This window comes from Nonomuraea sp. NPDC049129 (assembly GCF_040648495.1).
Lineage (GTDB): Bacteria > Actinomycetota > Actinomycetes > Streptosporangiales > Streptosporangiaceae > Nonomuraea.
In genome coordinates, this window is the sequence record NZ_JBEZDU010000009.1 from 249,903 (window position 1) to 276,647 (window position 26,745).

Below are 26,745 nucleotides of genomic sequence, written 5' to 3' on the forward strand. Positions count from 1 at the left end.
GGCGCGTCAGGTCGCGTCGACCACGCGCTTCTGGATGATGTGCCCGAGCCCGTCGAGGGCGACCAGCTGCGACACCAGGTCCCCCGTTTCCCCTGGCCGCACCGGCCCCACCCACGCGACGGTGACGTAGTGGCCGAGCGCCCTGGCCTGCGCGCGGCTGCGTACGGCGTCGAAGGGGACCGCCTGCCGGACGAACCCGTCCTTGGACAGCGCCTTCACCAGCGCGTCGGCGGCCCGCCCGTCGGTGAGGTTGAAGATGACGAACTGCCCCGCCCCCGAGTCGCCCGTGTAGGTGGCCCGCAGCGCCTGCGTGCAGCCCGCCGCCGAAGCGCCCCAGAGGGCGTCGTCGCAGTCCGCGAGCTGCTCGGCCGAGACGCGGCGCAATCCGCCGAGCGTCGCCGTGTCGGGGGTGAACACCTCGTCCACGGTCAGCGGAGCCGCGTCGCGCTGCCGGGAGTCGATGAGGGAGTAGAGCGCCGAGGTCGGCTCGCCCCGGAAGGTGGACGGCCGGGCCTCGGGCCGCAGGAACAACAGCCAGCCCGCGACGGCGAGCACCGCCACCAGGGCGATGCCCAGCGGGATCATGACGCGGGCGCGCATCATGACGCCGGCCCGGTGACCGAGACGACCCGGCGGTAGACGGCCTTCTCGGCCCCCCGGAGCGTCAGCGAGAGCGAGACGAAGTCGTCCTTGGGCGTCGGGGCGGCGCCGTCGGCCCGGCCGATCCAGACCAGCCCGACGTAGTGGCCCAAGGCGTAGCCCCCTCCCTCGGTGTGAGCTCCCGGCGGGAAGGCGGTCTTGCCGGAGCCGACCGGGCTCGTCCAGCCGCCCCGGTAGAGCGTCTTGAGCGATTCGACCAGCTCACTGGCGGCCTTGCCGTCGCGCAGGTTGAGCAGGGTGTACTGGCCCACGTAGCGGCCGTCCGGGGTGGTGTAGACACCGCGGGCCGCCTGGCTGCACTCGGCGCCGGCGACCAGGTCGAGGAGTTCGGGGCCCCAGACGGCGGCCGAGCAGTCGGCGTCGAGCTTGCTGCCGGCCAGCTTGAGAGTGAGTTTCTTCTCACCGGTGAGCGTCTTCTGCCCGAACACCTCCTTCTCGGTGAGCGGCGTGCGGTCCTTGGCCCGGTCGGCGATCGGATCGAACAGCTTGGGCGAGGCCCAGCTGTGATAGGTCTCCGGCAGCGCCGCGTCGGCCTGCACGATGGCGGCGCCGCGGCGTTGTTCGGGGGTGTACTGGCCCAGCGAGTTGACGAAGGCGACCAGGGCGAACGCCGCGGCCAGCACCCCCACCGCCGACACGATGATCACCAGGAGCTTCTGTTTCTTGGGGTCCATCCCCAAGTCGGTGAGCAGGGGGAACTGCCAGTCGGAGCGCGCGGGGCGCCGGCGCTTGCGGGTCGCCGTTCTGGAGGCCATCACAGCCCACCCGCCCCGATCAGGTTGCCCAGCCCGAACGTGAGCCCGGCCGCCACCACGCCGACGATCAGCTGCCGCAGCCCGGAGTACAGCCAGGAACGCGCGGTCACCGTGGAGACCAGCGCCCCCGCCCCGAACAGCGCCAGGCACGAGATGACCGCCGACACCCACAGGCTCGTCACGCCGATCAGGTACGGCACGAGCGGCAGGAGCGCGCCCACGCTGAAGGACAGGAACGACGAGCCCGCGGCCACCTTGGGCGAGGGCAGGTCGTGCAGGTCGACGCCGAGCTCGCTCTGGGCGTGGACCTCCAGGGCCTCGGCGGGGTTCTCGGAGATCTGCCTGGCCACCTCGGCGGCCAGGTCCGGCGCCACGCCTCTGGCGATGAATACCTGGGCGAGCTCTTCCTGCTCGGCCTCGGGGTGGCGTTCGAGCTCGCGGCGCTCGACGGCGATCTCGGCCAGGGCCAGCTCGCGCTGGCTGGCCACCGAGACGTATTCGCCACCGGCCATCGAGAAGGCACCCGCCGCCAGGCCCGCGATGCCCGCCAGGGCGATGACCTTGGTGTCACCGGTGCCGCCCGCGACACCGGCGATGAGCGCGAAGTTGGACACCAGGCCGTCCATCGCGCCGAACACCGACGGCCGCAGCCAGCCGCCGGTGACGTCACGGTGCTGGTGGTGCTGCTCCGCGCCCCCGCTCATCTGGAGTTCTTCTCCTGCTGAACGACCTCGGGGGTCTCCCCCTGCTTCGCGGTCGCGTCACCCTCGCGGGCGTCGTCCTCGCGGGCGTCGTCCTCGCTGGCGGACTCCTCAGGTACGGACTCCTCGCGTACGGACTCCTCCTTCGGCGCGACGTCCTCAGCGACCACCGCGGGGTCCGGAGCATCCGCACGTACGACCTCAGGATCCGGGGCGTCTTCCGGCGCCTTGTCCGCTTGCCCGGCCTCCGCAGCGGCGTCTGAATCAGCAGCGGTGTCGCCCGCCGAGTCGGCCTGGTCGACCCCGTGGGCCGGATCCGGGCCGCTCGCAGCGGCCTCCCGCACCTCGGCCGGGAGGATGAACTCCTCGCTGTCCTTGTTGCGGGTCAGCCAGAAGTAGGCCAGCGCCCCGATGAACACCACGATCGACGTCCACTGGTTCAGCCGAAGTCCCAGGAGTGTCACCGCGTGGTCCACCCCACCGACGGGGTCGATTCGCAGCCCCTCGATCCAGAACCGTCCCAGTGTGTAGCCGGCGACATAGAGGGCGAACAGCCGCCCATGGTGCAGCGCGAACCGCTTGCCCGCCCAGAGCAGGACGAAGCCCAGCAGGACATCCCAGATCGACTCGTACAGGAACGTCGGATGGTAGAGCACCCCCGGCTCGCCCCCGTGCAACTGGTCGATCTCGAGCCCCCACGGCAGCGTCGTCGGCCCGCCGTACAGCTCCTGGTTGAACCAGTTGCCCCAGCGGCCGATCGCCTGCGCGAAGATGATGCCGGGCGCCACCGTGTCGGCCACCGCGCTGAGGGACAGGCCGCGCCTCCGGCAGGCCAGCCAGACGCCGACGCCGCCGAGCGCGACCGCGCCCCAGATGCCCAGCCCGCCTTCCCAGATGAACAGGGCCTGGTAGGGCTTCTTGATCGCGCGTTCGCCGAAGTAGGTCTGCCAGTCGGTGATGACGTGGTAGAGGCGTCCGCCGATGAGGCCGAAGATCACCGCGGGCACGGAGATATCGATGATCGTGCCCGCCTGGCCGCCGCGAGCGCGCCAGCGGCGCTCGCTCAGCCAGACGGCGAAGATGACGCCGAGCACGATGCACAGGGCATAGGCCCGGATCGGCACGAATCCGAGATACCAGACCCCTTGAGAAGGGCTGGGAATCGAGGCAAGGGGCATGTCAGGTGAGGGTAGCGGAAGCGGGACTACTTGGCCGCCTTCGTGACCGCATCGCGAAGATCCTTTGGTGCGAAGACGACCTTGTTGTCCAGAGCCGTACCGTTGAGCTTGACGGTCGGCGTGCCGCTCAGCTTCTGCTCCTTCATGACCTTGGCGCTGTAGTCGAGCTGGGCCTGCACGTTCTTCTGGCCGGTGATGCAGGTGTCGATGCCCGCCCCCGTGGCCCCGGCCTGCTTGGCCCAGTCCACCATCTGGTCGGTCTTGAAGCCCTCGACCGTCTCACTGGGCTGGTTCTTGTAGAGCAGGTCGTGGAAGGCGATCCATTGCTTGCCGTCGGACAGGCAGCGGGCGGCGGCGCCGGCGCGCAGGGAGTTGGATTTCGTCGGATCGGTACTGAAGATCGTGATGGGGTGGTAGACGACCTTGGCCTTGCCCTCGGCCGCGAGGTTCCTGAACGTGCTGCCGCTCACCTCCTCCATCTGCTTGCAGGCGGGACACTGGAAGTCTTCGAAGATGTCGACGACGGGCTTGGTGACACCGCTCTGGGCCATGGTGACCGAGCCGTCGGGGTTCACCGTGGTCGGCGGAAGCTGGCCGCCGGCCTGCTCCGCCTGCGACGTGCTGGCGGCGTACCAGACGCCGAGCCCGACCGCCGCCACCGCGACCGCGCTCACGGTCGCGTAGGTGACGGCCTTTCTGCGCCGCTCCCGCACGCGGTCGGCGGCCTGCTGCGCCTTGATCTTCTCCCGCGCGGACTTCGCACGGTCCCCCTTGCTCATTGGTCGATCCCCTCTTGTTCATCATGTCCGCGCTCGCCGCCCGCCAACCCGAGCGCCGAGTCGAGCGCGAAACGTCCCGGTGGGAAGCGCACGATCCAGGCGCCGAGCACCACGAGACCGAAGTCGCGCAGAATGTCGAGCAGGTAGGCCGGCTGCTCCCCCGCCCCGAGCTGTCCGCCTCCCCCGAAGCAGCCGCAGTCGATCCGCAGGCCGTGCGCCCACGCCCAGGCGATGCCGAAGACGAAGGCGAACATGAGCAGCCCACCGATCACCCCGGCCACCCTGGTCAGCAGCCCGACGACCAGCAGCACACCGATCACGATCTCCAGGATCGGCAGGCCGTAGCCCACGGTCGTGGCGAGCGAGTCGGGCAGCAGCTCGTAAGCCTTGACCGCCACGACGGAGTCGGACGGATTGCCGATCTTCAGCCACCCGGCCACGATCAGCACCCCGCCCAGGACAAGCCGGGCAACGGTCGTCACCCAGAGTACCGCCGTCCGAGCGTTAAGTGACTGTTTCGACGCGACCACGGCTAGGGCTCCTCTTTCTCTGCGCTGGAAAGCGCACAGTATCGGGAACCCATCTGACCACGCCCGGGATAAGACTCGGTTAAGAGGGTTTTCCCGCGCACGGGCCGTACGCGCTGCTCACGGCGTCGCGGCGAGCAGCCGCGACGCACCGAGCGCCCATGGCGAACGAACCCGACCGACCGCTAACCGCAGAGACCGGCGACTAACCCGTGAGACCGCTAGCCGCAGGCGAACTTGGCGGCGCCCCAGTCCGCGTGGTCGTTGCCGTTGCCGTCGCCGCCGTCGCCCGCCACGAGGTCCACGTATCGGGCACCGGTGAGGTCGGCGGTCAGCTCGTAGGCCGGATCGGCGGCTCGCAGCACCGGGCTGTGTGCCTTGACCACCCCGTCGGCGACCACGCTGTACTCCACAGACCCCCTGGTGGCCTGGACGTCGTCCACGCCGGCGGAGGCTGTGAAGGCCGTACACCGGCCGCCGAGGTAGAAACGGACGTCGGCAGGCGCGTGCGTGCCCAGCCCCTTGGCGAACGTCTGGCCGCCGATCACGATCGGCGTGCCGTCGGCCGCGCCGAGGTCGCCGTTGGACCGGTCGCGCTCGACCGGCCCCCAGCCGTTGACCGCGCTGACCCACTCCAGGTCGCTCGCCCAGGCCTCCGCGGTGGGTGGCGGCGGCAGCGTCCGTACGGTCGTCACCGCGCCGATCGACTTGGCGGCTCCCGCCGCCGTGTAGGCGGCGTCGGCCTTCAGCTCGTAGGTGTCATAGGGCGCGTTCGCGGGCGGCGTCACCTTCCAGATGGTCACCAGCTTGCCGCCAGGCTCTACGGTGCCGGTCCCGTTCCCGGTGACGGTCCAGCCCTCGGGTACGGTCAGCGTCACCTTGACGTCCTGGGCCGCCACGTCCTCCAGGTTGACGAACGTGGTGGTGACTTCGGAGGCCGCGCCCTGCTCGAACGCGGGCGTCGCGGGCACCACGTCCAGCGACGCGCACGCCTGGGCCTCGGGGTCCTTCCCCAGGTCCTTGACGGCGAAGTCGTCGAGGACGAAATCGGCCCCGGCCTGCTCGGGCAGCAGCGAGCGGAGCCCGACCCAGACGTCGCCGCAGCCCGCGACCACCCGCTCGGCGAACCTGCCGGTGGTCCGCCGCTCCGGCACCGGCGTCCGCCGGGTCTCCACGCTGGAGGTGCCCTTGTCGTAGCCGGTCACCCAGGCGTAGGCGTCCGCCAGGGCACTCTGGTAGCCGAACGACACCTCGTAAGCGTGTCCCGGCTCGAACCGTACGGTCTGCGGCACGGTCCGGTAGACCAGTCCCTGCCGCTCCTCGTGCGCCTTGAGCGACCAGTCGCCGTTGATCACGTCGTCTACGGTCTTGCCGTTCCACCCGGCCTGTGTGTACGGCTCGTGCCGCTCCGACAGATGCGTACGCGCGTCGAACGCGCCACCGGCGTCACCCTTGACGAACGGGCCCCATCCCGGCTCGACGGACTCGAACGTCTCGGTCCCACCCGCCGGATCGCTCCTGATGAGCCGTACGTCGTCCACCCGCACCTTCGCCGCACCGGCGGCGGCCGTGATCCGCAGCGTGACGGAGTCGCGCGGCGCGGTGAAGGCGACCTTGACGCGCTGGAAGTAGGTGTCGTGCTTCTCGTCGGAGGCGATGTAGTTCTTGGCGGTCGAGCGCTGGATCGTCGCCTTCCGGCCACCGGCCTCCAGCGTGGTCTGTCTTGCCTGCCCGGGTTCGACCTCGACGAACGCCGAGGCGGTGTAGGTGCGGCCGGGCTGGAGGCCGGTCAGCCGCTGTTCCAGCCGGGCCTGCGGACCGCCGCCGAGCAGCGCCATGCGCTGGCCGCGCTCGTTCTTCTGGACGCTCACCGGGCCGGTGACCTGCCAGTCGCGCAGTCCGTCGCCGTTGAAGCCGGGATCGCGGACGCCGCTCCCCTCGCCCCAGCGGGGGTCGGCCTGGGCGGGCGCCTTGCCGGGGTAGAGCACGTACGGCACGCCCGCCTCGGCCCGCAGGGTGATCTTGCCGTCGGCCGGAGTGGCGACGCCCACCCGGACCCGGCCCTGGTCGGTGAGCTTGTAGACGGTCATCGGCCGGGCGGCGTCCCAGGTGGTGGTGCCGCCGGCCGGGTTGTAGTGGTAGTACTTGCCCGCCCACGGCAGCAGGTACGTGGTGCCGTCGAGCACCTTGTGACCGCCCGCGAACAGCTGGCGCCGGCCGTCTGCCACCTTGCCGCGCACGCCTCCGGTGAAGACGATCTCGTCGGGGTTCCAGTCGGTGATCTGGTAGTGCTGCAGGAACTTGGCCGGCAGGTTGTGTTCCCAGATGTTGCGGTAGAAGGCGGTGAAGTCGTTCTGCGCGGTCCAGCCCTCGAACTCGACGATGCGGGCGTTGCCCAGGATGGGGTGGGCGTTCCAGACGTCCTTCTCGCCGTTGCGGATGAACCGGATGATCTGCGAGTTCAGTCCCTTGTTGGTGGCTCCGCCGTAGTTGAGGTCGTTGGCCCAGTGCGACCACAGCGACGAGCGCTCCAGCTTGTCGGCCCATTCGGTGGCCACCTGCCAGCCCTGTCCGCGCAGCTCGGTGAGCAGGCGGTCGGCCACCCAGCCGTGCGGGCGGTACACGTCCACGTACAGGAGGGCCAGGTTCCTGTCGGTCTCGGCGCGCAGCCGCTGCAGCCGTTTGGCGAGGGTTCCTCTGGTCAGGTCGCCGCGCTGGTCGATCAGGTACGACTGGTCGAGCCAGTTCCAGCCCTTGGTGTCCTTGTTGACGAGCTGCTCGCTGAAGCTCTTCGCCTCGGGGTAGGACTCGGTGGCGTTGACGTGCACGCCGAACGTCGCGTTCCAGTCCTTGCCGGTCTTGAGCAGCGTGTTGAGGTCGGCCAGGCCGCCGGCGCGCTTGTTGTAGTTGCCGCCGTAGTCGGGGTGGGCCGAGTCGTGGCCCTCCGACTGGTACCCCTTGAGCAGGGCCAGCTGGCCCAGGCCGTCGGTGGCCAGCGAGATCCGCTTGACGTCGTCGAGGGTGCGCAGGAACGGGTGGGTGGCCTGGCTGGAGAAGTTGAACGGGATGTGCGCGATCACCCGGTCCTTGGTCTCGTCCGCGCCGGGTGCCTTGACGCCGATGCTCCTGAACGCGACGGCGCCGTCCTGCCAGTCGAGGCCGCCGTCGCCGTTGGCGTCGGGGGTGACCACGACCTTGGCCCACGGCAGGTCCTCGGTGAAGGGCGCGCCGGTGCCCCGGTAGGTCCACTGACCGCTCCACACGCCTACCCTGATCCGGCCGCCGTCCTCCTGCCTGGCCTGGTGCCAGAAGCGGGCCGCGTCCTTGTCGGTGACGCCTGAGGGGCGGTCGTAGGTGGAGTTCGACTCGACCGCGGCGGCCAGGGCGCCGGTGTTGACGATGGCGTACGAGGCGCCGATCGGGGCGGCGTCGGGCGCCGTCCCCGGGGTGACGGCGGCGAAGACGTCGGCCGTACGGGTGGAGTTGGGGTCGAGCCTGGTGAACGCGGTCGCGGCGCCCGGCTGGTCGCTGCTCACCGACACCAGATCGTGTCCTGGCAGGTCGATGGTGTTGACCCGGAACGCCTCGGTGTCGGAGACCGCGTCGATCGCGAAGGTCGTCACCCGGTCCTTGACGCGGATGCTGGCGTCCAGCGTGACGCCCGCCTCGAAGGTCAGCCGGTAGCGGGCGGACGCGCCGTCGGTGCCGCGCAGCGCGACCGTGGCCTCGTACGGCGTGCCGTTCAGCACCACGCCGGGCACGGCGGTGCTGCCGTCGAGTACGGCGCCGCTCGCCTTGTCGGTGTAGCGCAGGATCCTCGGGAAGGCCGGGTCGAGGTCGACGGCCAGTTGCCCGGAGGAGATCCTGACGGGCTCGGCCACGGTGGTGGGCTCGGGGGCCAGGTTCTGCTGCGTGGGAGGCGGGGGCGTGGGACCGGTGGTCGGCTGGTCGGGCGAGGACAGTTCGTAGGTGGGCGTCGGCTCCGGGGTGGGCCCCGCGCCTGGCACGGACGTCGCCGGCACTCGCGTGGCTTGTGCGGGGGCGGCCAGGGCGACGGCCGATAAGGCGAGGACGGCGGCGGCTACGAAGGTACCGGGACTCCGACGCATATATGTCCTTTCACAGGTATGCGTCGTACTGCGTGGGGCCCCGATACCACCAACCCGCCACCGCAACACGCGCTATGGACCGACGCCAGAAATACTGACACTTGTCCAGTTGCGAGTCGCGGGATTTGACAGAAAGGGTTAGGCGCGGGAGCGGACGCCCGCCGCCATCTCCCGGGCCAGCACGCCGATCGACTCACGGCCGGCCGCCTCGTCGGGCGCGTCGAGCATCCGGCGGATGAACGCCGAGCCCACGATGACGCCGTCGGCGTAGCCGGCCACCTCGGCCGCCTGCTTGCCGGTGCCGACGCCCAGTCCCACGCACACGGGCAGCGCGGTGTGCGCGCGGGTGCGCTTGACCAGGTCCTCGGCCGCCACGTTGACGGTCTCCCTGGCGCCCGTGACGCCCATCAGCGAGGCCGCGTAGACGAACCCGGTGCAGCAGTCGACGACGGCCTTGATGCGCGCCTCGGTGGAACTGGGCGCCACCAGGAACACGGTGTCGATGCCCGCCGCGGCCGAGGCCGCCCGCCACGGCTCCGACTCCTCCGGTGTCAGGTCGGGCGTGATCGTGCCGACGCCGCCCGCGGCGGCCAGGTCACGTGCGAACCGTTCGGCGCCGTAGCGGTCGATCGGGTTCCAGTACGTCATGACCAGCGTGGCCGCGCCGGTGGCGGCGACTCCCTCGACCGTGCGCAGGACGTCGGCGATCCGGGTGCCGTTGACCAGCGACCGGTGCACGGCGTCCTGGATGGTCGGCCCGTCCATCAGCGGGTCGGAGTAGGGCAGCCCGATCTCGATCACGTCGCAGCCGGCCTCGACCAGGGCGGCGGCCGCGGTGATGGCGCCTTCCTTGGACGGGAAGCCCGCGGGCAGGTAGCCGACCAGCGCGGCCCGGTTCTCCGCCTTCGCCGTGGCGAAAACCGTCTGAAGAGTAGTCATGATCGTCCGTTCTCAGTGGTCAGGGGCCGCATCGCCGCCGTCCTTGCCATGGTGCCATCGGCCGCCGTGCTCGGGCATCCTCCAGAGCCGGTGCGGCGCGAACCCCGGGCCGTCAGAGGTTGAAGTACTTCATCGCCGTGCCCATGTCCTTGTCGCCGCGCCCCGAGAGGTTGACCAGGATGGTCGCCTCGGGACCCAGCTCACGACCGAGCTCAAGCGCGCCCGCCAGGGCGTGTGACGACTCGATGGCCGGGATGATGCCCTCGGTCCTGGCCAGCAGCGAGAACGCGGCCATCGCCGCGTCGTCGGTCACACCGTGGTAGACCGCCCGCCCGCTGTCCTTGAGCCAGGCGTGCTCGGGCCCGACGCCCGGGTAGTCGAGACCGGCCGAGATCGAGTGCGACTCGATCGTCTGGCCCTCCTCGTCCTGAAGCACGTAGGTCCGTGAGCCGTGCAGCACGCCGACCGAGCCGGCGGTGAGCGTGAGCGCGTGCTCGCCGCTCTCCAAGCCGTGGCCGGCGGCCTCGTAGCCGTGCAGCTGGACGCCCTCGTCGCCGATGAAGGCGTGGAAGATGCCGATCGCGTTGCTGCCGCCGCCGACGCAGGCGGCGACCGCGTCGGGCAGCCGGCCGGTCAGTTCCAGCATCTGGCGGCGGGCCTCGACGCCGATGATGCGCGCGAAGTCGCGCACGATCTCGGGGAACGGGTGCGGGCCGGCGATGGTGCCGAACAGGTAGTGGGTCGTGTCGACGTTGGTGACCCAGTCGCGGAACGCCTCGTTGATGGCGTCCTTCAGCGTCTGGGAGCCGTTGGTCACCGGCACCACCGTGGCGCCGAGCAGCTTCATCCTGGCCACGTTGAGCGCCTGGCGCTCACAGTCGACCTGGCCCATGTAGATGACGCACTCCAGGCCGAGCAGGGCCGCCGCGGTGGCGGTGGCCACGCCGTGCTGGCCCGCGCCGGTCTCGGCGATCACTCGCTTCTTGCCGAGCCGCTTGGTCAGCAGCGCCTGGCCGAGCACGTTGTTGATCTTGTGGGCGCCGGTGTGCGTGAGGTCCTCGCGCTTGAGGATGATCCGCGCGCCGCCGGCGTGCTCGGCGAAGCGCGGCACCTCGGTCAGCGTGGTCGGCCTGCCCGCGTACGTACGCAGCAGGTGATCGAACTCGCGCAGGAACTCGGCGTCGTTCTTGGCCTTCTCGTAGACCGCGGCGACCTCGTCGAGGGCCGGGATGAGCGCCTCGGGAACGTAGCGCCCGCCGAAGATGCCGAACTTGCCGTGCACGTCGGGGTCGTTGCCGTAGGCGCCGTTACCTGCCAGGTCGGCGGCGGTGAGAATGGTGCCGTCGTTTGCCACTGCTATCCCTCTGCTCCGTGGTCGGGGCGCGTCGCGGGGTGGGCGCCGGCGGTCACCAGCGCCTCCACGGCCTTGCGTGGATCCTTGCCGGTGACCAGGCTCTCGCCCACCAGGACGGCGTCGGCGCCGACCCGTGCGTAGGCGAGCAGGTCATGCGGACCCCGCACGCCCGACTCCGCGATCTTGATCACATTATCGGGGACCTTCGGCGCCAGCTTGGCGAACACGTCGCGGTCGACCTCGAGTGTCTTCAGATTACGGGCGTTGATCCCGATGATCCGGGCGCCCGCCGCGACCGCCCGCTCCAGCTCCTCCTCGGTGTGCACCTCGACCAGCGGGGTGAGCCCAATGGACTCGGCCCGCTCGATCAGCGACACCAGGGCCTCCTGCTCCAGGCAGACCACCATCAGCAGCGCCAGGTCGGCGCCGTGGGCCCTGGCCTCCCACAGCTGGTAGGAGGTGAGGATGAAGTCCTTGCGCAGGATCGGGATGTCGACGCGGGCGCGGACCGCGGCCAGGTCTTCGAGGCTGCCGCCGAACTTGCGCCGTTCGGTCAGCACGCTGATGACGTGGGCGCCGCCCGCCTCGTAGTCGGCGGCCAGCGCGGCCGGGTCGGCGATGGCGGCCAGCGCGCCCTTGGACGGGCTGGATCGCTTGACCTCGGCGATCACCGAGATCCGGTCGCCGCCGAGCGCGGCGAGCGCGTCTTTGGGCCCCGAAGCCCGCTCGGCCCGCTGCTTGAGCTCGTCAAGCGACACGGCCTGCTGACGGGTGGCGAGGTCGGCGCGCACCCCGTCGAGGATGTCGTCGAGGACGCTCGGCCCTTCGGTCCGCTCACTCACGCGCTTGGGGTCCCTCCGGTCGGCAGTTGGGGGCGGCAGAGAGTTCGCATCGCGTCCGCTCCCGGCCTGTCTTGCGATGGTATCGGCCCCGACGTGGTCACCTCACCACAGGCCCCCGACTACGGCGCGAGAAACGCCCCGAATGGCAGGTTTCGGACCACCCAGTACACCAGCACTATGCCGAGAAACGCCCAAAGCCAAGCTGGATGCGCGAGTGTCGTCCGCCGGGGCTTGCCCTGCCAGGCGCGGACCAGCCAGCGACCCCACCAGAACAGCAGAAACGGGATCATCGCCATGGCGAGCGGGTTGAGGCCGAGCGCGGTCACCGGGTCGAGGTGGGCCAGCGCGTGGATGGTGCGCAACGTACCGCAGCCCGGACAGTAGAGGCCGGTGGCCCACAGGAACGGGCAGGTCGGATAGTGGCCCGGCTGGTTGGGGTCGATCGTGCCGACGACCGCGAACACCGCCCCCGCCGCGGCGGCGACGCCGAGCGGCGCGAGCACGGACCGGAGCCGGTCGGTGCCGCGCCGCTCGAAGTTCGCGATGTCCATCAGTATCCGGAGGTCGACGTGTTCGCGGCGACGATCACGAAGAGCAGGATGTAGCCGATGACGATGAGGATGTTGATGATCGCGCCGAAGATCAGCGCGCGCTTCCACCACGTCTTGGCTTCTTCCGAGGACTGCATCGCGCCCTGGTAGTCACCGGCCTGCCACTTCGAGTTCACCTGCGACGACTTGACAATCGACACGATACCGAAGGGAAGGCAGCAGAACAGCGTCGTGAGGATGGCCGCGACCAGGTGGTTGTCCGGCGGGCCCTGCGGCGCGCCGTAGCCGCCGGGCTGACCGTAACCGCCACCGGGGGGCGGGCCGTAACCGGGAGGCTGGGCGCCGTAGCCTCCACCGCTCGGGGGCTGCTGGCCATAGCCACCGCCACTGGGCGGCTGCTGACCGTAACCGCCACCGCCACTCGGGGGCTGCTGACCGTAACCACCGCCACCGCTGGGCGGCTGCTGGCCATAGCCACCGCCACTGGGCGGCTGCTGACCGTAACCGCCACCACCGCTCGGGGGCTGCTGACCGTAACCGCCGCCGGGCGGCTGGGCGCCGTAACCGCCGTCGCCCTGGTTTCCGTAGCTCATGCTGATGACTCCTCAATCTGTGGCGCGTTGCGCGCGGCAGCCTAGCGACAAACCACTATCGACGTGGAATAACGTCCACGTTGCGGACAATTTGTAACCGACTGGATGCCCTGCGGGTCAGTAGTTTCCGGTCGTGGTGGCGGTCGCGAGCCCCACGAAGGTCAGCCAAATACCGCCGAACACGAGCCAGAGAATCGCCCAGAGCACAATCGTGATGTACGAGGTGATCAGGCCGCCCATGGCCATGCCCTGGCCCTCTTCGCCGGTGCGCTTGATGCGGTTGAGGGCGATGTGACCCACGACGGCACCGGGGATGCTGGTCAGGCCGCAGAACAGCAACCCGACGATGCCCAGGACGAGCGAGGCGACGGCCAGGCCGCTGGTGTTCCTCTGCGGGGCCCCGTACGCGCCGTAGCCGGGTGGCCCGTAGGCGCCCGGCGGCTGCTGGCCGTACCCATATTCGCCGGACGGCTGCTGACCGTAGCCGTAGTCGCCGGACGACTGCTGGCCGTAATAACCGCTCGGGGGCTGCTGACCGTAACCCGGAGACTGACCGTAGCCCGGAGACTGGCCATAGCCGGGAGACTGGCCGTAGGCCGGAGGCTGGCTCTGGCCCGGAGGCTGTCCGTAGCCTCCGCCGGGCGGCTGCGCGCCGTAACCCCCGCTGTTGCCCTGATCCCCGTAGCTCATGCCACTGGCACCTCATCCCCTCTTGGCCCGTTGCAGAGGCAGCTTATTGACGAAACGCGCGCCGGTCTGGCAACGGTTCAGACCGTGGACTTTTTGTGATGAGCCCGCGACGGGGAGGGGTCGCGCGCGGCTAGGTCGGGTCGTCGCCGCGGTCCAGGGCGTCCCACATGGAGCGGTCGCCGGTGGTCTCGGGACGCTCGCGGGTGTACTTGGCGGACATTCCGCCCCAAGCGCCACCTCGTACGACGGCCGCAACGCCGCCCGCGACCATCAACACCGCCCCGAGGCCGCACACCACGGGCCAGAGCGGCACCACGTCCCACTGGATCGCGCCGGTCGCGCGCATGACGTTCCGCTCGCGCAGCCAGCTCAGCACGCCGCTCCCGCCGGCCGCCTGCCACGCGCCGAGCCCGGCGCCCACACCGCACAAGGCCAGCAGCACTCCGATGACCCGGCGACCGGCTCCCTTGGTGGCCAGCACGGCCACCACCCCGGCCAGCCCGGCCAGCGCCAGGGGCGTCAGAACCGGACTGAGGTCACCACCGCTCGGCACGGCCAAAGCCCCTGTGCCGGCGCCGCGCACGTTCGTCACCCACGCCCGACCCGCGGCGACCAGCACCAGCACACAGCCGACCGCCGTCACCACCAGCCAAGCGGTCAACTCCCGCCGCCCCCGCCGAGCCGCGACCTCAGCCGGAGACTCGCCCTGCTCCCCGGCCCTGCTCTGCTCCCCGGCTTCGGACACGTCACCCGTCTGAGACCCCGCCGCCGCCCCGCCTGTCCCAGACGCGACCTCCGACCGAGTCTCGGGCTCCCGGCCATCCGACCGGGACATGGCGCCCGACCGAGACCCGGATTCCGGACCGCCTGATCGAGGCGCGGCGTCTGACTCGGGCCGGGCGTCCGACTCGGGGCGAGTGACCGGCCCGGGTCCAACGCCCGGTTCAGGTCCGGTGACCGACCCGGATCCGGTTACCGACTCGGATCCAGTGTCCGGGTCAGGTCCGGTGGCCGTCATGGTGTGATCGTCACCTCGAGCGTGTCGGCGTCGAAGCAGGTGTGGTCGCCCGTGTGGCAGGCCGCTCCCACCTGGTTCACCTTGAGCAGCACCGTGTCACCGTCGCAGTCGAGCGACACCGCCTTGACGTGCTGCACGTGCCCCGACGTATCCCCCTTCACCCAGTAGGCCCCCCGGCTGCGCGACCAGTAGGTGGCCCGGCCGGTGGTGAGGGTGCGATGCAGCGCCTCGTCGTCCATCCAGGCGAGCATCAGCACTTCGCCCGAGTCGTACTGCTGGACGATCGCGGGCACCAGCCCGTCGCCGTTGCGCTTGAGTCGCGCGGCGATCTTGGGGTCAAGGGACATGTCGTCATTCAACCAGCCGGAGCGGCCGCTCCCCGAATCGACGGTGGCACAGCCGCAGTTCCGGCACTCTGGCCAGGCCGCCGATCACTGGTGCGGCGACCCGGGCGGTTCGTCACACGACCGCCCTGAAATCCCTGTGACGGTCCGGGGCACCGCCCCCGAGGATCTAGTCGAGTGCCTGTGACAGCGTCTCGTAGATCGGGAACAGTGGTGCGATGTTGGTCCGGCGCAGGCGCCTCAGGACCTGGCCGTCCGTGGCGATCAGCGCCATGGTGCCGTCGCGATCCCGCAGAGCGGCAAGCTGGCGAACCAGCACCCCCAAGCCCGATGTGTCGATGAAGGTCAGGTTGCTCAGGTCGACGACCAGGCGCGGCCCGTGTGTCGCGACCGCCTCGTCGAAACATTTGCGGACCTTTGACACGTTGTCCGCGTCGACCTCGCCCGCGAGGCTGACGACCACGAGCTCGCCATGTCGGCGCCGCGTCATCTCCAGCACATCCACGCCCATGCTCCTCATGACTCCGCCACTAGCGGCCCCCGCGGAAAAGGTACACCGGGACGCGCCACGTTACCGAGGGTTTTGCGAAGAACGCATTACGTAATGATGCGCGGCGGAGTATTTTCTGTGCGACGCCCGGCAGACGCACGGCAGGGGGAGGGACGCTCGTGGTGGACGTCGCGGGTTCCGTCCTCGATCCCGACCTGGGCGATCACGTCTGCCTGCCGTTCCAGGGTGATCGGGAGCGGATGGCCGCGACCAGGGCGTTCACGGCGAACGGGCTGCGCCGCCGGACCAAAGTGGTGATCATCACCCACACCGACACGCCGGAGCGGACGCGGGAGTGGCTGGCGCCGCTCGTGCCGGGGCTGGCCGCGGCGGAGGCGGCGGGGCGGGTCGAGATCACGGCGTGCGCGGGCGCGGACGGGCCCGCGTGGCTGCTGGGCGTGCTGGTCGCGGCCGGCGAGCAGGCCAGGGAGCAGGGGCATCGCGGAGTCTACGCGCTGGTCGACGCGGCGTGGGGGGTGCGGGACGCGGCGGGGCGGGAGGGGTTCGAGGCGGCGGTCAACGCGCTGTTCGGTGAGCGGTGGCTGGCGGCCGTGTGCCAGTACGATCGCGGACTCTACTCGGCCGCGGCCGTCAACCGGGCGGCGGCAATCCATCCGATCGCGCCGGGGCAGGCGCTGCTGCGGTTCGTCAACATGCGCCCGCAGCCGGGGCTGCTGCTGTCGGGTGACATCGACATCACCAACCGGCTGGCGTTCGCCTCGGTACTGACCCAGTTGGAGGCGGTGGCGGCCGAGGTGGTCATCGACGCGACGGGGCTCGACTTCATCGACGCCGGGTCGGCCCAGTTGCTCGCTCTGACAGCGCTGGCACGCGCCGCCGCCCACCACCATCGCACGGTGGTGGTGTGCCGCGGGACGGTCGCGCGCGTGCTGCGGCTGATCAGGGCCGACGAGGTCATCGCCGTCCGCCGGGCCGTCGATGGGTAGACAGGTCCTCTGTACGGGGTTCGCGCAAGGGCGGATCACTGCCCTGCGCAGATTGGTCACCGAGCGCGCGGCCGGGGAGGGTCTGGCGGGCAAGAGGCTGGAGGACTTCGTGCTGGCGGTCAACGAGATCACCACGAACGCCGTGCTGCACGGCGGCGGCAGCGGACGGCTACGGCTGTGGTGGCACGACGACCGGCTCTGGTGCGAGGTGACCGATGAGGGGCCGGGCCTGCCGCCCGGCTGGACGGGCGCCTCTCACACTCCGCCGGGGTACGAGCCGCGCGGGCGCGGGTTGTGGCTGACCAGGCTGCTGTGCGACCAGGTCACGGTCGTCTCCGGCCCGGGCGGCACCAGCGTACGCTTCGCCGCCGCCCGGGAATGAGCCCGATCGCACCAAAAGAATCGCACCAAAAGAACAACACGCTACGAGTGGGCGGCCGACACCCAGGAGGCGTGCAGGTCGGCGTAGACGCCCGGCTCGGTCACCAGCTCGGCGTGCGGCCCCCGCTGCACCAGCCGCCCCACGTCGAAGACGAGCACCTCGTTCGCGTTCTCGGCCGTCGACAGCCGGTGCGCGATCGAGATGGCCGTCCGCCCCCTGGTGACGCCTTCGAGCGCCCGCGCCAGTCGTACCTCCGTCGCCGGGTCGACCGCCGAAGTGGCCTCGTCGAGCAGCAGCAGGTCGGGGTCGGCCAGGTAGGCGCGGGCGAGCGCGACGAGCTGGCGTTCGCCCGCCGAGAGCGACTCGCCGCGCTGGCCCACCGGGGTGTCGAGGCCGGCGGGCAGGCCCTCCAGCCAGTCGGCCAGGCCGAGCTCGGTCAAGGCCAGCAGGATCTCCTCGCGCGTGGCGGCGGGCTTGCCGTAGCGGACGTTCTGCTCCAGGGTGCCGTCGAACAGGAAGCCGTCCTGCGGCACCATCACGATGCGCTCGCGCAGCGAGGAGAAGCGCACGTCGCGCAGGTCGTGGCCGTCGACGGTGACGCGGCCCGCGACCGGGTCCATGAGCCGGGTGAGCAGTTTGGCGAACGTGGTCTTGCCGGAGCCGGTCTCGCCCACGATCGCGATGCGCGAGCGCGGCGGGATGGACAGCGTGACCTCGCGCAGTACGGGGACGCCGCCGGGGTAGTTGAAGTGCACGTCCTCGAAGGCGACGGAGATCGGGCCGCGCGGCAGGTCCACGCCGGAGTCGCCGGGGTCGGCCACGTCCGGCGGGGTGTCGAGGACGCCGAGGATGCGCCGCCAGCCGGCGACCGCGTTCTGGGCCTCGTTCAGCACCTCGGTGGCCGTCTGCAGGGGCGAGACGAACAACGTGACCAGGAACAGGAACGCCACCAGTCGCCCGGCCGTGATCTCGCCCGACAGCCCGAGCCGCACCCCGAGCAGGACGATCCCGGAGATGGCCACCGCGGCCACGATCTCGGTCAGCGGGAAGACGAACCCGACGATCGTCTGCGCCTTGATCTGCGCGGACCTGTTGGCGTCGACGGCGGTGTCGATGCGGTCGGCGGTGCGCCGCTCGGAGGCGTACGCCCTGATGACCGCGGCGCCGACGACGGACTCGCTGACGGCGGCGAGCATGTCGCCGGTCCGCTCGCGGACGGTGGTGTAGGCGCCGGACAGCCAGCGCTGGAAGCGCGGCAGCGCGATCACCAGCGGGATGAAGCAGGCCCAGACCAGCAGTGTGAGCTGCCAGGAGTAGATGAACATCAGCACGCTGGCCACGAGCACCTGGCCGAACGCCACGATGATCATCAGCCCGCCCCATTGCATGAACGTGCTGATCTGGTCGATGTCGTTGGTGACGCGGGAGACGAGGGCGCCGCGGCGCTCGGTGTTCTGGGTGAGGACGGACAGGTCGTGCACGTGGCGGAAGCCGCGGACCCGCAGGGTGGCCAGTGAGGACTCGGTCGCCTTGTAGAGGCGAACGTTCATGACATATCCGGCGAGGGCGGTCAGGATCACGGCGGCGGCGCACAGGGCGACGGCCCGCCAGATGTACGGCAGGTCGGGGGTGCCGCCCTTGAGGCCGGTGTCGATGGTCTGCTGCACCGCGATCGGCACGATGATCTTGCCGCCGGTGGCGATGACGGCCAGCGCCAGCGTCCCGGCCAGGCCGCTGCGGAACTCCGGCGTGAGCGAGAACCCCTGGCGGATCGTGGCCAGCGCCGACCGCTCGGCGTTGCCGCGGATGCCCTGTTCCACGCTCATGCGCTGACTTCCCGCCCGGTGTTGCCGGGGATCCCCTGCCCGACGCTCATGCGCTGACCTCTTCTTCCTCGATGGGCTCAATCTCGATGGCCGCCCGTTCGGCCTCCTCCCGCTCGTAGGCGGTCACCAGGTTCCGGTAGCCCTCGCAGCGCTCCAGCAGCTCCTCGTGGCCGCCCCGGTCGACGACCCGCCCCCGGTCCAGGTAGACGATCTCGTCGGCCAGCGCGATCGTGGCCATCCGGTAGGCCACGACCACGACGCTCGACGCCGCGTCGCGCAGGCCGTACAGGATCTTGGCCTCGACCTGCGGATCGACGCTGGAGGTGGCGTCGTCGAGGATGAGCAGGCGCGGGCGGCGGACGACCGCGCGGGCCAGCGCGAGGCGCTGGCGCTGGCCGCCGGACAGCGACGTGCCGCGTTCGCCGACGCGGGTGTCGAGTCCCGAAGCGAGCTTGGCGACGAACCCGTCGGCCTGGGCCACGCGCAGCGCCGCCCACACGTCCGCGTCGTCGGTGTCCAGCCCGAGCGCGATGTTGCCGCGCACGGTGTCGTCGAACAGGAACGTCTGCTGCGGCACCAGCGCGACGGATTCGGCCAGCCCGCCGTAGGCGAGCCGGCGCACGTCGACGCCGTCGAGCAGCACCTGTCCGGAAGCCGGGTCGACCAGCCGTACGAGCAGTTGCACCAGCGTCGACTTGCCGGACCCGGTCGGCCCCACCAGCGCGACGGTGCCGCCGGCCGGCACGTCGAAGGTGACGTCGTGCAGCACCTCGTCGGCGCCGTAGGCGTAGGAGACGTCCGAGACCTCCAGCTTGGCGGGCCGGGCCTCGCTGAGCGCGACCTCGCCGTACTCCATGGACCCCTCGGCCTCCAGTACGGCCTGCACCCTCTCCCAGCCGACGACGCTGCGCGGCAGCTCGGCCAGCACCCAGCCGAGCGCCCGGATGGGGAAGGACAGCAGCGTGAACAGGTAGGCGACCTGCACCAGTTCGCCGGAGTCGATCGAGTTGGTGGACAGCCGCAGCGCGCCGACGCCGAGCACCGCGAGCACGCCGAGCGTGGGCAGGGCCTCCAGCAGGGGGTCGAACAGTCCGCGCACCCGCCCGACGGCGATGTTCGCGTCACGCAGCTCGTGCGCGCGCCGCCGGAAGCGCTCGGTCTCCATCGCCTCCCTGCCGAGCGTCTTGACGACCAGCGCGCCGTCGAAGCTCTCGTGCGCGATCTCGCTGACCTCCGCGCGCAACTGCTGCGCGCGGGTGGCCAGCGGACTCAGGCGGCGCTGGTAGATCAGGTTCAGTACGGCGATGGCCGGGAAGATCAGGAAGCCCACCAGCGCGAGCACGGGGTCGGTGAGCAGCATCCCGATCGCCGCGGTGAACAGCATGACGATCACGCCGACGGCCATGGGCAGCGGCGCGAGCGGCGCCCAGGCCGCCTCGGCGTCGGCGCTGGCGTTGGACAGCAGCTGCCCGGTCGGGTGCTGGTGGTGCCACGACAGGGGCAGCCGCAGGTACTGCCTGGTGACCGCGCGCCGCGAACGGGCCTGCATGCGGTACTGCATCAGCCCGGCCAGGATGCGGCGGCCCGCCACGCCGATGGATTTGAGCAGCGCCGCGCCCATGATGAGCAGCACGCCGGTCCAGAGCGCGCCCGCGGCGGTGTCGCCCTTGTCGAAGGCGGGGAGTACGACGTTCTGGGTGGCCCAGCCGAGCGCCCAGGCGGACGCCACGGTCATGCCACCGTAGAGCGCGCTGGCCAGGACGGCCGCGGCGAACACCGCCTTCTCCGTACGGACGGCCACCCCAAGGACGCGCAGCCCTTGACGCATGACAGCCGAGGTGACCTTGGTCGCCACTCGCAAATTTTCCTTTCCCCGCCCATTTCTACATATGTCACTATCACTGGCGATCAACACGTTATTCCCGCGGGTAGGGTTGGCCGGGTGACTCACGCTCGTAGCGAACGCGCCGCGCTGTGCGACCTGCTCGACCAGCTCGGCCCGGACGCGCCGACGCTCTGCACGGGCTGGAACACCTATGACATGGCCGCCCACCTGGTCCTGCGCGAGCGCCGGCCCGACGCCATGGGCGGCATCGCCCTCAAACCGCTGGCCGGCTACACGGCCTCGGTGCAGGAGGGGCTGAAGGCCAAGCACTCCTACCCCGAGCTGGTCGACCTGGTCCGCAAGCCGGGCGGCGTGTACGGCGTGCTCCCCTTCCTCGACAACGCCGTCAACACCCTGGAGTTCTTCGTCCACCACGAGGACGTGCGCCGCGCGCAGCCGGAGTGGGAGCCGCGCGAGCTGCCCGCCGATCTGGAGCAGATCATGTGGAAGCGGGTGGCCGGCGGCGGACGGCTGATGCTGCGCCGATCACCCGTGGGCGTGGTGCTGCACCGCCTGGGCGGCGGCGTGACGCTGGGCGGCGCGCAGCAGGGCCCGAAGGTGGAGGTGACGGGCCGGGCGGGCGAGCTGCTGCTGTTCTGCTTCGGGCGTCAGGAGCACGCCAGGGTCGAACTGGCGGGCGATGCCGACGCCGTCGCCCGGCTCAAGAACGCCAAGCTGGGCATGTGATGGCGCACCAACTTCCGGGGTTCCGTAGGGGCCTCGGCGATACCTCTTGGCCTTACCATGGCGTGAGAAACAAGCCCCCCGGTTAGGATCAAGGAACGTCTTCACAGAAGATGCCAAGGATCGCCCAGATCCGGGTATATACGGCTGGGAATGGACTGCAGGAGGCCCCCATGCAGGTCAAGAAGGTGGTCACGTACGTTCTAGTGGCGTTCGTGATTTTCTACCTGTTCACCCGGCCGGCCCAGGCCGCATCCGCGGTTAACGGCGTGTTCGACGGGATCGTTCATGGCGCCAACCAGTTGGCTGTCTTCTTTACCAATGTGCTGACCTGAGGTGTGGTTCTGTCTGCGCTAGACGCTTCCCCACGATGCCAGATCGTGTTACGCAGGCAGAATGAGAGATCGTCCGAGCGTCACCAAACTCAATCAGCCTGATCCCCACGCCCGGCGCGTCCTCGAACGCGCCGAGATCGAGGGGATCGAGCTGGTCCGCTTCCTGTACGCCGACCACGGAGGCGTCATCCGTGGGAAAGCGGCATCCCGGTCGCGACTCGCCGAGCGGCTCAACACCGGGATCGGGCACACGGTGGCGATGATGGCGATGAACATGCTCGACCAGTTGCAGGAGGTCGAGCACCTGGGTCCGGTGGGCGAGGTGCGCATCGTCCCCGATCCCTCTACCTTCGTCCCGCTCCCCCACGCCCCCGGCGCCGCGGCGATGCTCTCAGATCTCCGCGAGCCGGACGGCTCACCTTGGGCGGCCTGCGCACGCACCTTCCTCAAGGACGCGGTCGGCGCGCTGGCGGACGAGGGCTACACCCTGCTGGCCGCCTTCGAGCCGGAGTTCACGCTCGGCCGGCGGTTGCCCGACCCTACGGGCGGCTTCGACCGGCTGGTGCCGCTCGACGACACGCTCTGCTACGCCGCCACCGGCTTCGACACCGCCCACGACTACACGATCAAGCTGATCCGCGCCCTGGAGACGCAGGGCCTGCACGTCGAGCACTACCACCCCGAGCTCGGGCCGGGCCAGCAGGAGCTGTCCGTACGCCACGCGCCCGCCCTGCGGGCCGCCGACAACCACGTCCTCTACCGCGAGACCGTGCGCGGGGTCGCGATGCGCATGTCGATGTGGGCGTCACTGGCCCCCAAGCCGCTGGCCGACCAGGCGGGCAACGGGGCCCACCTGCACCTGTCCCTGTGGAACGACACCCAGAACGTCTTCGCCGACGACGGCGAGCTGCGGGCGGGCTTCATCGGCGGCCTGATCGCCCACCTGCCCGCCCTGACCGCGCTGACCTGCGGCAGCGTCAACGGCTTCCGGCGGCTGGCGCCGCGCACGTGGGCCAGCGCCTACGCCGTCTACGGCCCCGACAACCGGGAGGCCGCGATCCGGGTCTGCTCGCCGCTCGGCGAGAGCGGCGAGCCGAACCTGGAGCTCAAGCCGTCCGACTCCTCGGCCAACCCGTACCTGTCGCTCGGCGCGGTCATCCACGCCGGGCTCGACGGGATCCGGCGCAAGCTGGACCCCGGCGAGGCGGTCGACGTCGACCCCGACACGCGGCCCGGCCGCTACCCGCGCCTGCCCGCCTCACTGGAGGAGGCGCTCGACGCCCTGGAGGCGGACGAGGTGCTCATGGAGGCGCTCGGCCCGCTACGGCGTAGCGCGTATCTGGCCGTGAAGCGGTCCGAGGCCGCCGCGTTCGCGGCCAAGGACGCCTCCTATGAGCTGTTCCACCACATGCGGGTGTTCTAGCCGACCGTCCGCAGGTTCTAGCGGACCGGGTGGCCGGCCATCCGGAGCGTGTCCTTGACCTCGGAGATCTTCAACGTCCCGAAGTGGAACACGCTCGCCGCCAGCACCGCGTCGGCGCCGGCCGCGACCGCCGGAGGGAAGTCCTCCAGCCGCCCGGCGCCGCCGCTGGCGATCACCGGCACCCGGACCGCGGCCCTGACCGCGTGCAGCAGCTCGAGGTCGTAACCGTCGAGCGTGCCGTCGCCGTCCATCGAGTTGAGCAGGATCTCGCCGACGCCGAGCTCTTCACCGCGCGCGGCCCACTCGACCGCGTCGATGCCGGTGCCGCGGCGCCCGCCGTGCGTGGTCACCTCGAAGCCGCTCTCGGTGCCCGGCGCCCGCCGCGCGTCGACCGACAGCACCACGCACTGCGCGCCGAAGCGCCGCGACGCCTCGGTGAGCAGCTCGGGCCGGGCGATGGCGGCGGTGTTGAAGGACACCTTGTCGGCTCCCGCGCGCAGCAGCGTGTTGACGTCGTCGACCGAGCGGATTCCGCCGCCCACGGTCAGCGGGATGAACACCTGCTCGGCGGTCCTGCGCACCACGTCGAGCATGGTGTCGCGCTCGCCCGACGAGGCGGTGATGTCGAGGAAGGTCAGCTCGTCGGCCCCCTCGGCGTCGTAGCGCCTGGCCAGTTCGACCGGGTCGCCCGCGTCGCGCAGGTTGGCGAAGTTGACGCCCTTGACCACGCGCCCCGCGTCCACGTCCAGGCACGGGATCACCCGTACGGCTACCGTCATGCCCGAAGCGCCTCTATCTCGATCTCGACCAGCATGTGGGGATCGACCAGCCCGGCGACGCGGACGCCGGTGCAGGCGGGGCGCACCCGCCCGAACACCTCGCCGATCGCCCGCCCGACCTGGTCGAAGTGGCCGTGCTCGACCACATAGTAGCGGACCATGACGACGTCCTCCCTGCTCAGGCCGCCCATCGCGACCGCTTCGAGGGCGATGTCCATGGCCGTTCTGCTCTGCAGGTAGGCGTCACCGTGGTGACGTACCTCGCCGTCGACGGTGGCGGTGCACCCGGACACGATCACCCGGTCACCGACGACCACCGCCCTCGCGTAGCCGTATCTCTCTTCCCAGATGCCTCCGGAGAACACCCTTGGTCCGGTGCTTTCCATACTCATGCTGCCCATCACGCCCCCTCCCGAGGAACTAAGCGCGTACCGCGATCAGCGCGCTCTCCAGCGTGAAAGCTTGAGCGTAAAGGGCCTTGCCCACGATGGCACCCTCCACGCCGTCGGGCACCAGCGAAGCCAGCGCGACCAGGTCGTCAAGAGAGGAGACGCCGCCGCTGGCCACCACCGGCTTGTCGGTGCGCTCGCAGACCGCGCGAAGCAGGTCCAGGTTGGGTCCGCGCAGGGTGCCGTCCTTGGTGACGTCGGTGACCACGTAGCGGGGGCAGCCGTCCGCCTCCAGGCGTTCGAGCACCTCCCACAGGTCCCCGGCCTCCTCGGTCCAGCCGCGGGCGGCCAGCGTCGTGCCGCGTACGTCCAGCCCGACGGCGATCTTGTCTCCGTGCTCGGCGATGACACGGCGGCACCATTCGGGGTTCTCCAGCGCGGCCGTGCCGATGTTGACCCGGCGGCAACCGGTGGCCAGCGCCGCGGCCAGCGAGGCGTCGTCACGGATGCCGCCCGACAGCTCCACGTTCACGTCCAGCCGGCCGATCAGGTCGGTGAGCAGCTCCCGGTTGGAACCCCGGCCGAAGGCGGCGTCGAGGTCGACCAGGTGGATCCACTCCGCGCCCGCCTCCTGCCAGGCCAGCGCCGCGGCGAGCGGCTCGCCGTAGCCGGTCTCGGTCCCGGCCGCACCCTGGACGAGGCGTACGGCCTGACCGTCCGCGACGTCCACGGCAGGGAGCAATACGAGCGACATCAGGTCCTCCGGTCGAAAGCGAGAGTCATGACAACAGGTGCCAGCAGCAGGGAAAACACCAACACGGCCAGGCTCAGGAGCGGCGCGCCCCACACCAGCCACGCCACCACCTGGACCAGCACGAACAGCAGGGCCACCACGGCGTTCTGGCCTCGGCGGCGGCGGGCGAGCAGGCCGCCCTGGCGGGCGATCCGGACCGGGCGCGGGACCAGCCGGCCGAGTAAGGCGCGGCGGCGGGCGGCCCGCGCCTGCCGTGCCTCGTTGAGCCGGATCGCGCGCGCCCGCTCCGCCTCACGCTCGGCCCGGCGGCGCGCCCGCTCCTTACTCAAGGGTGCCGAGCCAGTTGGAGAGCAGCGCGGCTCCGGCGTCGCCGGACTTCTCCGGGTGGAACTGGGTGGCCATCAGCGGGCCGTTCTCCACGGCCGCCACGAACGGCACGCCGTGCTCCGCCCAGGTGACCAGCGGCTCGGCGAAGCCGTCACCCGGGTGCAGCTCCCACTCGCGCACGCCGTAGGAGTGCACGAAGTAGAAGCGCGTCGCCTCGTCGATCCCGTCGAACAGCACACTGCCCGCGGGCGCCTTGACGGTGTTCCAGCCCATGTGCGGCAGGACGGGAGCGTCGAGCCGCTCGACCGTGCCCGGCCACTCGCCGCAGCCCTCGGTCTCGACCCCGTGCTCCACGCCCCTGGCGAACAGGATCTGCATGCCGACGCAGATGCCGAGCACCGGGCGGCCACCGGCCAGGCGCCGGCCGATGATCCGCTCGCCGTACACACTCTTGAGGCCGGTCATGCACGCCTCGAACGCGCCGACGCCCGGCACGACCAGGCCGTCGCACTCGAGCGCGGCGGTGAAGTCGGAGGTGACGGTCACGTTGGCGCCCACCCGGGCCAGGGCCCGCTCGGCCGAACGCAGGTTGCCCGACCCGTAGTCGAGCACGACGATGTTCTTCACCACCACATCACCCCCGCGGTGATCGCCAGCGCGGCGCCGACCGCGCAGGCGGCGGCGCCGAGCTTGAGTCCCTGCCTGAACAGCGAGAACACGCCGCCGATGAGGAACAGCCCGATGAACACCATGACGATGGCGATCGTGTTGTCGGTCACAGCACGCCCTTGGTGCTCGGCACGCCCGTGGCGCGCGGGTCGAACTCCGACGCCTCGCGCAGCGCCCTGGCCAGCGCCTTGAACTGGGCCTCGACGATGTGATGCGCGTTGCGGCCATAGGGCACGCGTACGTGCAGGCAGATCGCCGCCTGGGCGACGAACGACTCCAGGACGTGGCGCGTCATCGTCGTGTCGTAGTCGGGCCCGATCATCGGCGCCATGCCCTCGGGCTCGGTGTGCACCAGGTAGGGCCGGCCCGACAGGTCGACGGTCACCTCGGCGAGCGACTCGTCCAGCGGGCACGACGCATTACCGAACCGCCTGATGCCCGACTTGTCGCCCAGTGCCTCGCGGAACGCGGAGCCCAGCGCGAGCGCCGTGTCCTCGATCGTGTGGTGCGAGTCGATGTGCAGGTCGCCCTCGGTCTTGACGGTCAGGTCGAACAGCCCGTGCTTGCCGAGCTGCGCCAGCATGTGGTCGAAGAAGCCGACCCCGGTCGAGACGTCGACCCGGCCCGTGCCGTCGAGACCCACCTCGACCAGGACCGAGGTCTCCTTCGTCGCGCGCTCGACGCGACCGACCCGGCCCACCGGCCCACCTTCGTCGGGGCTGTGAGCCGCAGAAGCGCCGTTTCCGTTGGTTGGC

At 70.6% G+C, this 26,745-nt stretch carries 30 protein-coding genes; 5 read left to right on the top strand and 25 right to left on the bottom strand.

Annotation, left to right across the window (positions count from 1 at the left end; translation table 11 throughout):
• Positions 1-6 precede the first annotated feature (6 nt).
• The 16 genes from AB0B64_RS28885 to AB0B64_RS28960 all read right to left on the bottom strand — a co-directional run bounded on the left by AB0B64_RS28885 (position 7) and on the right by AB0B64_RS28960 (position 15,545).
• On the bottom strand, positions 7-585 hold the full coding sequence (locus AB0B64_RS28885; RefSeq protein WP_358180999.1) for a hypothetical protein: 579 nt from the start codon (positions 583-585) through the stop codon (positions 7-9).
• Between the two features lie 14 nt (positions 586-599).
• Positions 600-1,415, bottom strand: coding sequence for a hypothetical protein (locus AB0B64_RS28890; protein ID WP_358181002.1), 816 nt, complete (start codon positions 1,413-1,415; stop codon positions 600-602).
• A complete protein-coding gene (locus AB0B64_RS28895) occupies positions 1,415-2,119 on the bottom strand; it encodes a VIT1/CCC1 transporter family protein (protein WP_357945529.1) in 705 nt (234 codons plus the stop codon). Before AB0B64_RS28895 ends, AB0B64_RS28890 begins: the two co-directional genes overlap by 1 nt.
• On the bottom strand, positions 2,116-3,294 hold the full coding sequence (lgt, locus tag AB0B64_RS28900) for a prolipoprotein diacylglyceryl transferase (RefSeq protein WP_358181005.1): 1,179 nt from the start codon (positions 3,292-3,294) through the stop codon (positions 2,116-2,118). The genes AB0B64_RS28895 and lgt overlap by 4 nt, the downstream gene beginning before the upstream one ends.
• A 26-nt stretch (positions 3,295-3,320) precedes the next feature.
• Entirely contained in the window at positions 3,321-4,073 is a 753-nt protein-coding gene (locus AB0B64_RS28905; RefSeq protein ID WP_357945525.1) for a thioredoxin domain-containing protein, read from the bottom strand.
• The gene (locus tag AB0B64_RS28910) at positions 4,070-4,555 is read right to left on the bottom strand and encodes a DoxX family protein (protein WP_357945522.1); all 486 of its coding nucleotides are present in this window, start codon (positions 4,553-4,555) and stop codon (positions 4,070-4,072) included. The genes AB0B64_RS28905 and AB0B64_RS28910 overlap by 4 nt, the downstream gene beginning before the upstream one ends.
• Positions 4,556-4,821: 266 nt before the next feature.
• Positions 4,822-8,709, bottom strand: a complete 3,888-nt coding sequence (locus AB0B64_RS28915) for an endo-alpha-N-acetylgalactosaminidase family protein (protein WP_358181010.1) — start codon at positions 8,707-8,709, stop codon at positions 4,822-4,824.
• 138 nt (positions 8,710-8,847) lie between these two features.
• Positions 8,848-9,648 (bottom strand): tryptophan synthase subunit alpha, encoded by an 801-nt coding sequence (trpA, locus tag AB0B64_RS28920; RefSeq protein WP_357945518.1) that lies wholly within the window; start codon positions 9,646-9,648, stop codon positions 8,848-8,850.
• A gap of 112 nt (positions 9,649-9,760) precedes the next feature.
• Positions 9,761-10,966, bottom strand: coding sequence for a tryptophan synthase subunit beta (gene trpB, locus AB0B64_RS28925; protein WP_357946351.1), 1,206 nt, complete (start codon positions 10,964-10,966; stop codon positions 9,761-9,763).
• Positions 10,967-11,004: 38 nt separating this feature from the next.
• Positions 11,005-11,844: an indole-3-glycerol phosphate synthase TrpC gene (trpC, locus tag AB0B64_RS28930; RefSeq protein WP_225291735.1), complete on the bottom strand. Its 840-nt coding sequence runs from the start codon at positions 11,842-11,844 to the stop codon at positions 11,005-11,007.
• A 119-nt stretch (positions 11,845-11,963) separates the two neighbouring features.
• Positions 11,964-12,395: a DUF2752 domain-containing protein gene (locus AB0B64_RS28935; protein ID WP_357945515.1), complete on the bottom strand. Its 432-nt coding sequence runs from the start codon at positions 12,393-12,395 to the stop codon at positions 11,964-11,966.
• Entirely contained in the window at positions 12,395-12,988 is a 594-nt protein-coding gene (locus tag AB0B64_RS28940; RefSeq protein ID WP_358181013.1) for a CD225/dispanin family protein, read from the bottom strand. Before AB0B64_RS28940 ends, AB0B64_RS28935 begins: the two co-directional genes overlap by 1 nt.
• A 117-nt stretch (positions 12,989-13,105) precedes the next feature.
• Positions 13,106-13,678 (bottom strand): DUF4190 domain-containing protein, encoded by a 573-nt coding sequence (locus tag AB0B64_RS28945; protein WP_358181016.1) that lies wholly within the window; start codon positions 13,676-13,678, stop codon positions 13,106-13,108.
• Between the two features lie 130 nt (positions 13,679-13,808).
• A complete protein-coding gene (locus AB0B64_RS28950; RefSeq protein WP_358181019.1) occupies positions 13,809-14,423 on the bottom strand; it encodes a Trp biosynthesis-associated membrane protein in 615 nt (204 codons plus the stop codon).
• Between the two features lie 269 nt (positions 14,424-14,692).
• Positions 14,693-15,043, bottom strand: a complete 351-nt coding sequence (gene hisI, locus AB0B64_RS28955; RefSeq protein ID WP_358181022.1) for a phosphoribosyl-AMP cyclohydrolase — start codon at positions 15,041-15,043, stop codon at positions 14,693-14,695.
• Positions 15,044-15,209: 166 nt separating this feature from the next.
• Complete coding sequence (locus AB0B64_RS28960; RefSeq protein ID WP_225291741.1) at positions 15,210-15,545, bottom strand: STAS domain-containing protein; 336 nt, start codon at positions 15,543-15,545, stop codon at positions 15,210-15,212.
• A gap of 164 nt (positions 15,546-15,709) precedes the next feature.
• Between AB0B64_RS28960 and AB0B64_RS28965 the strand changes: the two genes are divergently transcribed.
• Positions 15,710-16,537: an MEDS domain-containing protein gene (locus AB0B64_RS28965; protein WP_358181024.1), complete on the top strand. Its 828-nt coding sequence runs from the start codon at positions 15,710-15,712 to the stop codon at positions 16,535-16,537.
• Positions 16,530-16,919: an ATP-binding protein gene (locus AB0B64_RS28970; protein WP_357945497.1), complete on the top strand. Its 390-nt coding sequence runs from the start codon at positions 16,530-16,532 to the stop codon at positions 16,917-16,919. The genes AB0B64_RS28965 and AB0B64_RS28970 overlap by 8 nt, the downstream gene beginning before the upstream one ends.
• A 41-nt stretch (positions 16,920-16,960) precedes the next feature.
• Here the strand turns inward: AB0B64_RS28970 and AB0B64_RS28975 are convergent, their stop codons facing one another.
• Both AB0B64_RS28975 and AB0B64_RS28980 read right to left on the bottom strand, forming a co-directional pair.
• Complete coding sequence (locus tag AB0B64_RS28975) at positions 16,961-18,745, bottom strand: ABC transporter ATP-binding protein (RefSeq protein WP_358181027.1); 1,785 nt, start codon at positions 18,743-18,745, stop codon at positions 16,961-16,963.
• A 46-nt stretch (positions 18,746-18,791) separates the two neighbouring features.
• Entirely contained in the window at positions 18,792-20,573 is a 1,782-nt protein-coding gene (locus tag AB0B64_RS28980; protein ID WP_358181219.1) for an ABC transporter ATP-binding protein, read from the bottom strand.
• Positions 20,574-20,687: 114 nt separating this feature from the next.
• Here AB0B64_RS28980 and AB0B64_RS28985 point away from each other — a divergent pair, with 114 nt between their 5' ends.
• From AB0B64_RS28985 to AB0B64_RS28995, 3 genes are all read left to right on the top strand, one after another.
• Positions 20,688-21,317: a TIGR03085 family metal-binding protein gene (locus AB0B64_RS28985; protein WP_358181030.1), complete on the top strand. Its 630-nt coding sequence runs from the start codon at positions 20,688-20,690 to the stop codon at positions 21,315-21,317.
• 170 nt (positions 21,318-21,487) lie between these two features.
• The gene (locus AB0B64_RS28990; RefSeq protein WP_214637633.1) at positions 21,488-21,649 is read left to right on the top strand and encodes a hypothetical protein; all 162 of its coding nucleotides are present in this window, start codon (positions 21,488-21,490) and stop codon (positions 21,647-21,649) included.
• 61 nt (positions 21,650-21,710) lie between these two features.
• Positions 21,711-23,072: a glutamine synthetase family protein gene (locus AB0B64_RS28995; protein ID WP_358181033.1), complete on the top strand. Its 1,362-nt coding sequence runs from the start codon at positions 21,711-21,713 to the stop codon at positions 23,070-23,072.
• 17 nt (positions 23,073-23,089) lie between these two features.
• Here the strand turns inward: AB0B64_RS28995 and hisF are convergent, their stop codons facing one another.
• The 7 genes from hisF to hisB are packed head-to-tail and all read right to left on the bottom strand — an operon-like array spanning position 23,090 to position 26,690.
• Positions 23,090-23,851: an imidazole glycerol phosphate synthase subunit HisF gene (gene hisF, locus AB0B64_RS29000; protein WP_357945485.1), complete on the bottom strand. Its 762-nt coding sequence runs from the start codon at positions 23,849-23,851 to the stop codon at positions 23,090-23,092.
• Positions 23,848-24,243 (bottom strand): Rid family hydrolase, encoded by a 396-nt coding sequence (locus tag AB0B64_RS29005; RefSeq protein ID WP_357639495.1) that lies wholly within the window; start codon positions 24,241-24,243, stop codon positions 23,848-23,850. The genes hisF and AB0B64_RS29005 overlap by 4 nt, the downstream gene beginning before the upstream one ends.
• A gap of 28 nt (positions 24,244-24,271) precedes the next feature.
• Positions 24,272-24,994 (bottom strand): bifunctional 1-(5-phosphoribosyl)-5-((5-phosphoribosylamino)methylideneamino)imidazole-4-carboxamide isomerase/phosphoribosylanthranilate isomerase PriA, encoded by a 723-nt coding sequence (gene priA / locus AB0B64_RS29010; RefSeq protein WP_357945483.1) that lies wholly within the window; start codon positions 24,992-24,994, stop codon positions 24,272-24,274.
• Entirely contained in the window at positions 24,994-25,323 is a 330-nt protein-coding gene (locus AB0B64_RS29015; RefSeq protein WP_358181036.1) for a hypothetical protein, read from the bottom strand. The genes priA and AB0B64_RS29015 overlap by 1 nt, the downstream gene beginning before the upstream one ends.
• A complete protein-coding gene (gene hisH / locus AB0B64_RS29020; RefSeq protein ID WP_357945479.1) occupies positions 25,316-25,951 on the bottom strand; it encodes an imidazole glycerol phosphate synthase subunit HisH in 636 nt (211 codons plus the stop codon). The genes AB0B64_RS29015 and hisH overlap by 8 nt, the downstream gene beginning before the upstream one ends.
• Entirely contained in the window at positions 25,945-26,100 is a 156-nt protein-coding gene (locus tag AB0B64_RS29025) for a hypothetical protein (RefSeq protein WP_357945477.1), read from the bottom strand. Before AB0B64_RS29025 ends, hisH begins: the two co-directional genes overlap by 7 nt.
• Positions 26,097-26,690 (bottom strand): imidazoleglycerol-phosphate dehydratase HisB, encoded by a 594-nt coding sequence (gene hisB, locus AB0B64_RS29030; RefSeq protein ID WP_358181222.1) that lies wholly within the window; start codon positions 26,688-26,690, stop codon positions 26,097-26,099. Before hisB ends, AB0B64_RS29025 begins: the two co-directional genes overlap by 4 nt.
• Positions 26,691-26,745 lie beyond the last annotated feature (55 nt).

Excerpts from the sequence above, each read along its gene's own strand:
- AB0B64_RS28885 (WP_358180999.1), bottom strand. The coding sequence starts at position 585 with ATGATCCCGCTGGGCATCGCCCTGGTGGCGGTGCTCGCCGTCGCGGGC.
- AB0B64_RS28890 (WP_358181002.1), bottom strand. The coding sequence starts at position 1,415 with ATGGCCTCCAGAACGGCGACCCGCAAGCGCCGGCGCCCCGCGCGCTCC.
- AB0B64_RS28895 (WP_357945529.1), bottom strand. The coding sequence starts at position 2,119 with ATGAGCGGGGGCGCGGAGCAGCACCACCAGCACCGTGACGTCACCGGC.
- lgt (WP_358181005.1), bottom strand. The coding sequence starts at position 3,294 with ATGCCCCTTGCCTCGATTCCCAGCCCTTCTCAAGGGGTCTGGTATCTC.
- AB0B64_RS28905 (WP_357945525.1), bottom strand. The coding sequence starts at position 4,073 with ATGAGCAAGGGGGACCGTGCGAAGTCCGCGCGGGAGAAGATCAAGGCG.
- AB0B64_RS28915 (WP_358181010.1), bottom strand. The coding sequence starts at position 8,709 with ATGCGTCGGAGTCCCGGTACCTTCGTAGCCGCCGCCGTCCTCGCCTTA.
- trpA (WP_357945518.1), bottom strand. The coding sequence starts at position 9,648 with ATGACTACTCTTCAGACGGTTTTCGCCACGGCGAAGGCGGAGAACCGG.
- AB0B64_RS28935 (WP_357945515.1), bottom strand. The coding sequence starts at position 12,395 with ATGGACATCGCGAACTTCGAGCGGCGCGGCACCGACCGGCTCCGGTCC.
- AB0B64_RS28940 (WP_358181013.1), bottom strand. The coding sequence starts at position 12,988 with ATGAGCTACGGAAACCAGGGCGACGGCGGTTACGGCGCCCAGCCGCCC.
- AB0B64_RS28945 (WP_358181016.1), bottom strand. The coding sequence starts at position 13,678 with ATGAGCTACGGGGATCAGGGCAACAGCGGGGGTTACGGCGCGCAGCCG.
- hisI (WP_358181022.1), bottom strand. The coding sequence starts at position 15,043 with ATGTCCCTTGACCCCAAGATCGCCGCGCGACTCAAGCGCAACGGCGAC.
- AB0B64_RS28970 (WP_357945497.1), top strand. The coding sequence starts at position 16,530 with ATGGGTAGACAGGTCCTCTGTACGGGGTTCGCGCAAGGGCGGATCACT.
- AB0B64_RS28975 (WP_358181027.1), bottom strand. The coding sequence starts at position 18,745 with ATGAGCGTGGAACAGGGCATCCGCGGCAACGCCGAGCGGTCGGCGCTG.
- AB0B64_RS28980 (WP_358181219.1), bottom strand. The coding sequence starts at position 20,573 with ATGCGTCAAGGGCTGCGCGTCCTTGGGGTGGCCGTCCGTACGGAGAAG.
- AB0B64_RS28990 (WP_214637633.1), top strand. The coding sequence starts at position 21,488 with ATGCAGGTCAAGAAGGTGGTCACGTACGTTCTAGTGGCGTTCGTGATT.
- AB0B64_RS28995 (WP_358181033.1), top strand. The coding sequence starts at position 21,711 with ATGAGAGATCGTCCGAGCGTCACCAAACTCAATCAGCCTGATCCCCAC.
- hisF (WP_357945485.1), bottom strand. The coding sequence starts at position 23,851 with ATGACGGTAGCCGTACGGGTGATCCCGTGCCTGGACGTGGACGCGGGG.
- AB0B64_RS29005 (WP_357639495.1), bottom strand. The coding sequence starts at position 24,243 with ATGAGTATGGAAAGCACCGGACCAAGGGTGTTCTCCGGAGGCATCTGG.
- priA (WP_357945483.1), bottom strand. The coding sequence starts at position 24,994 with ATGTCGCTCGTATTGCTCCCTGCCGTGGACGTCGCGGACGGTCAGGCC.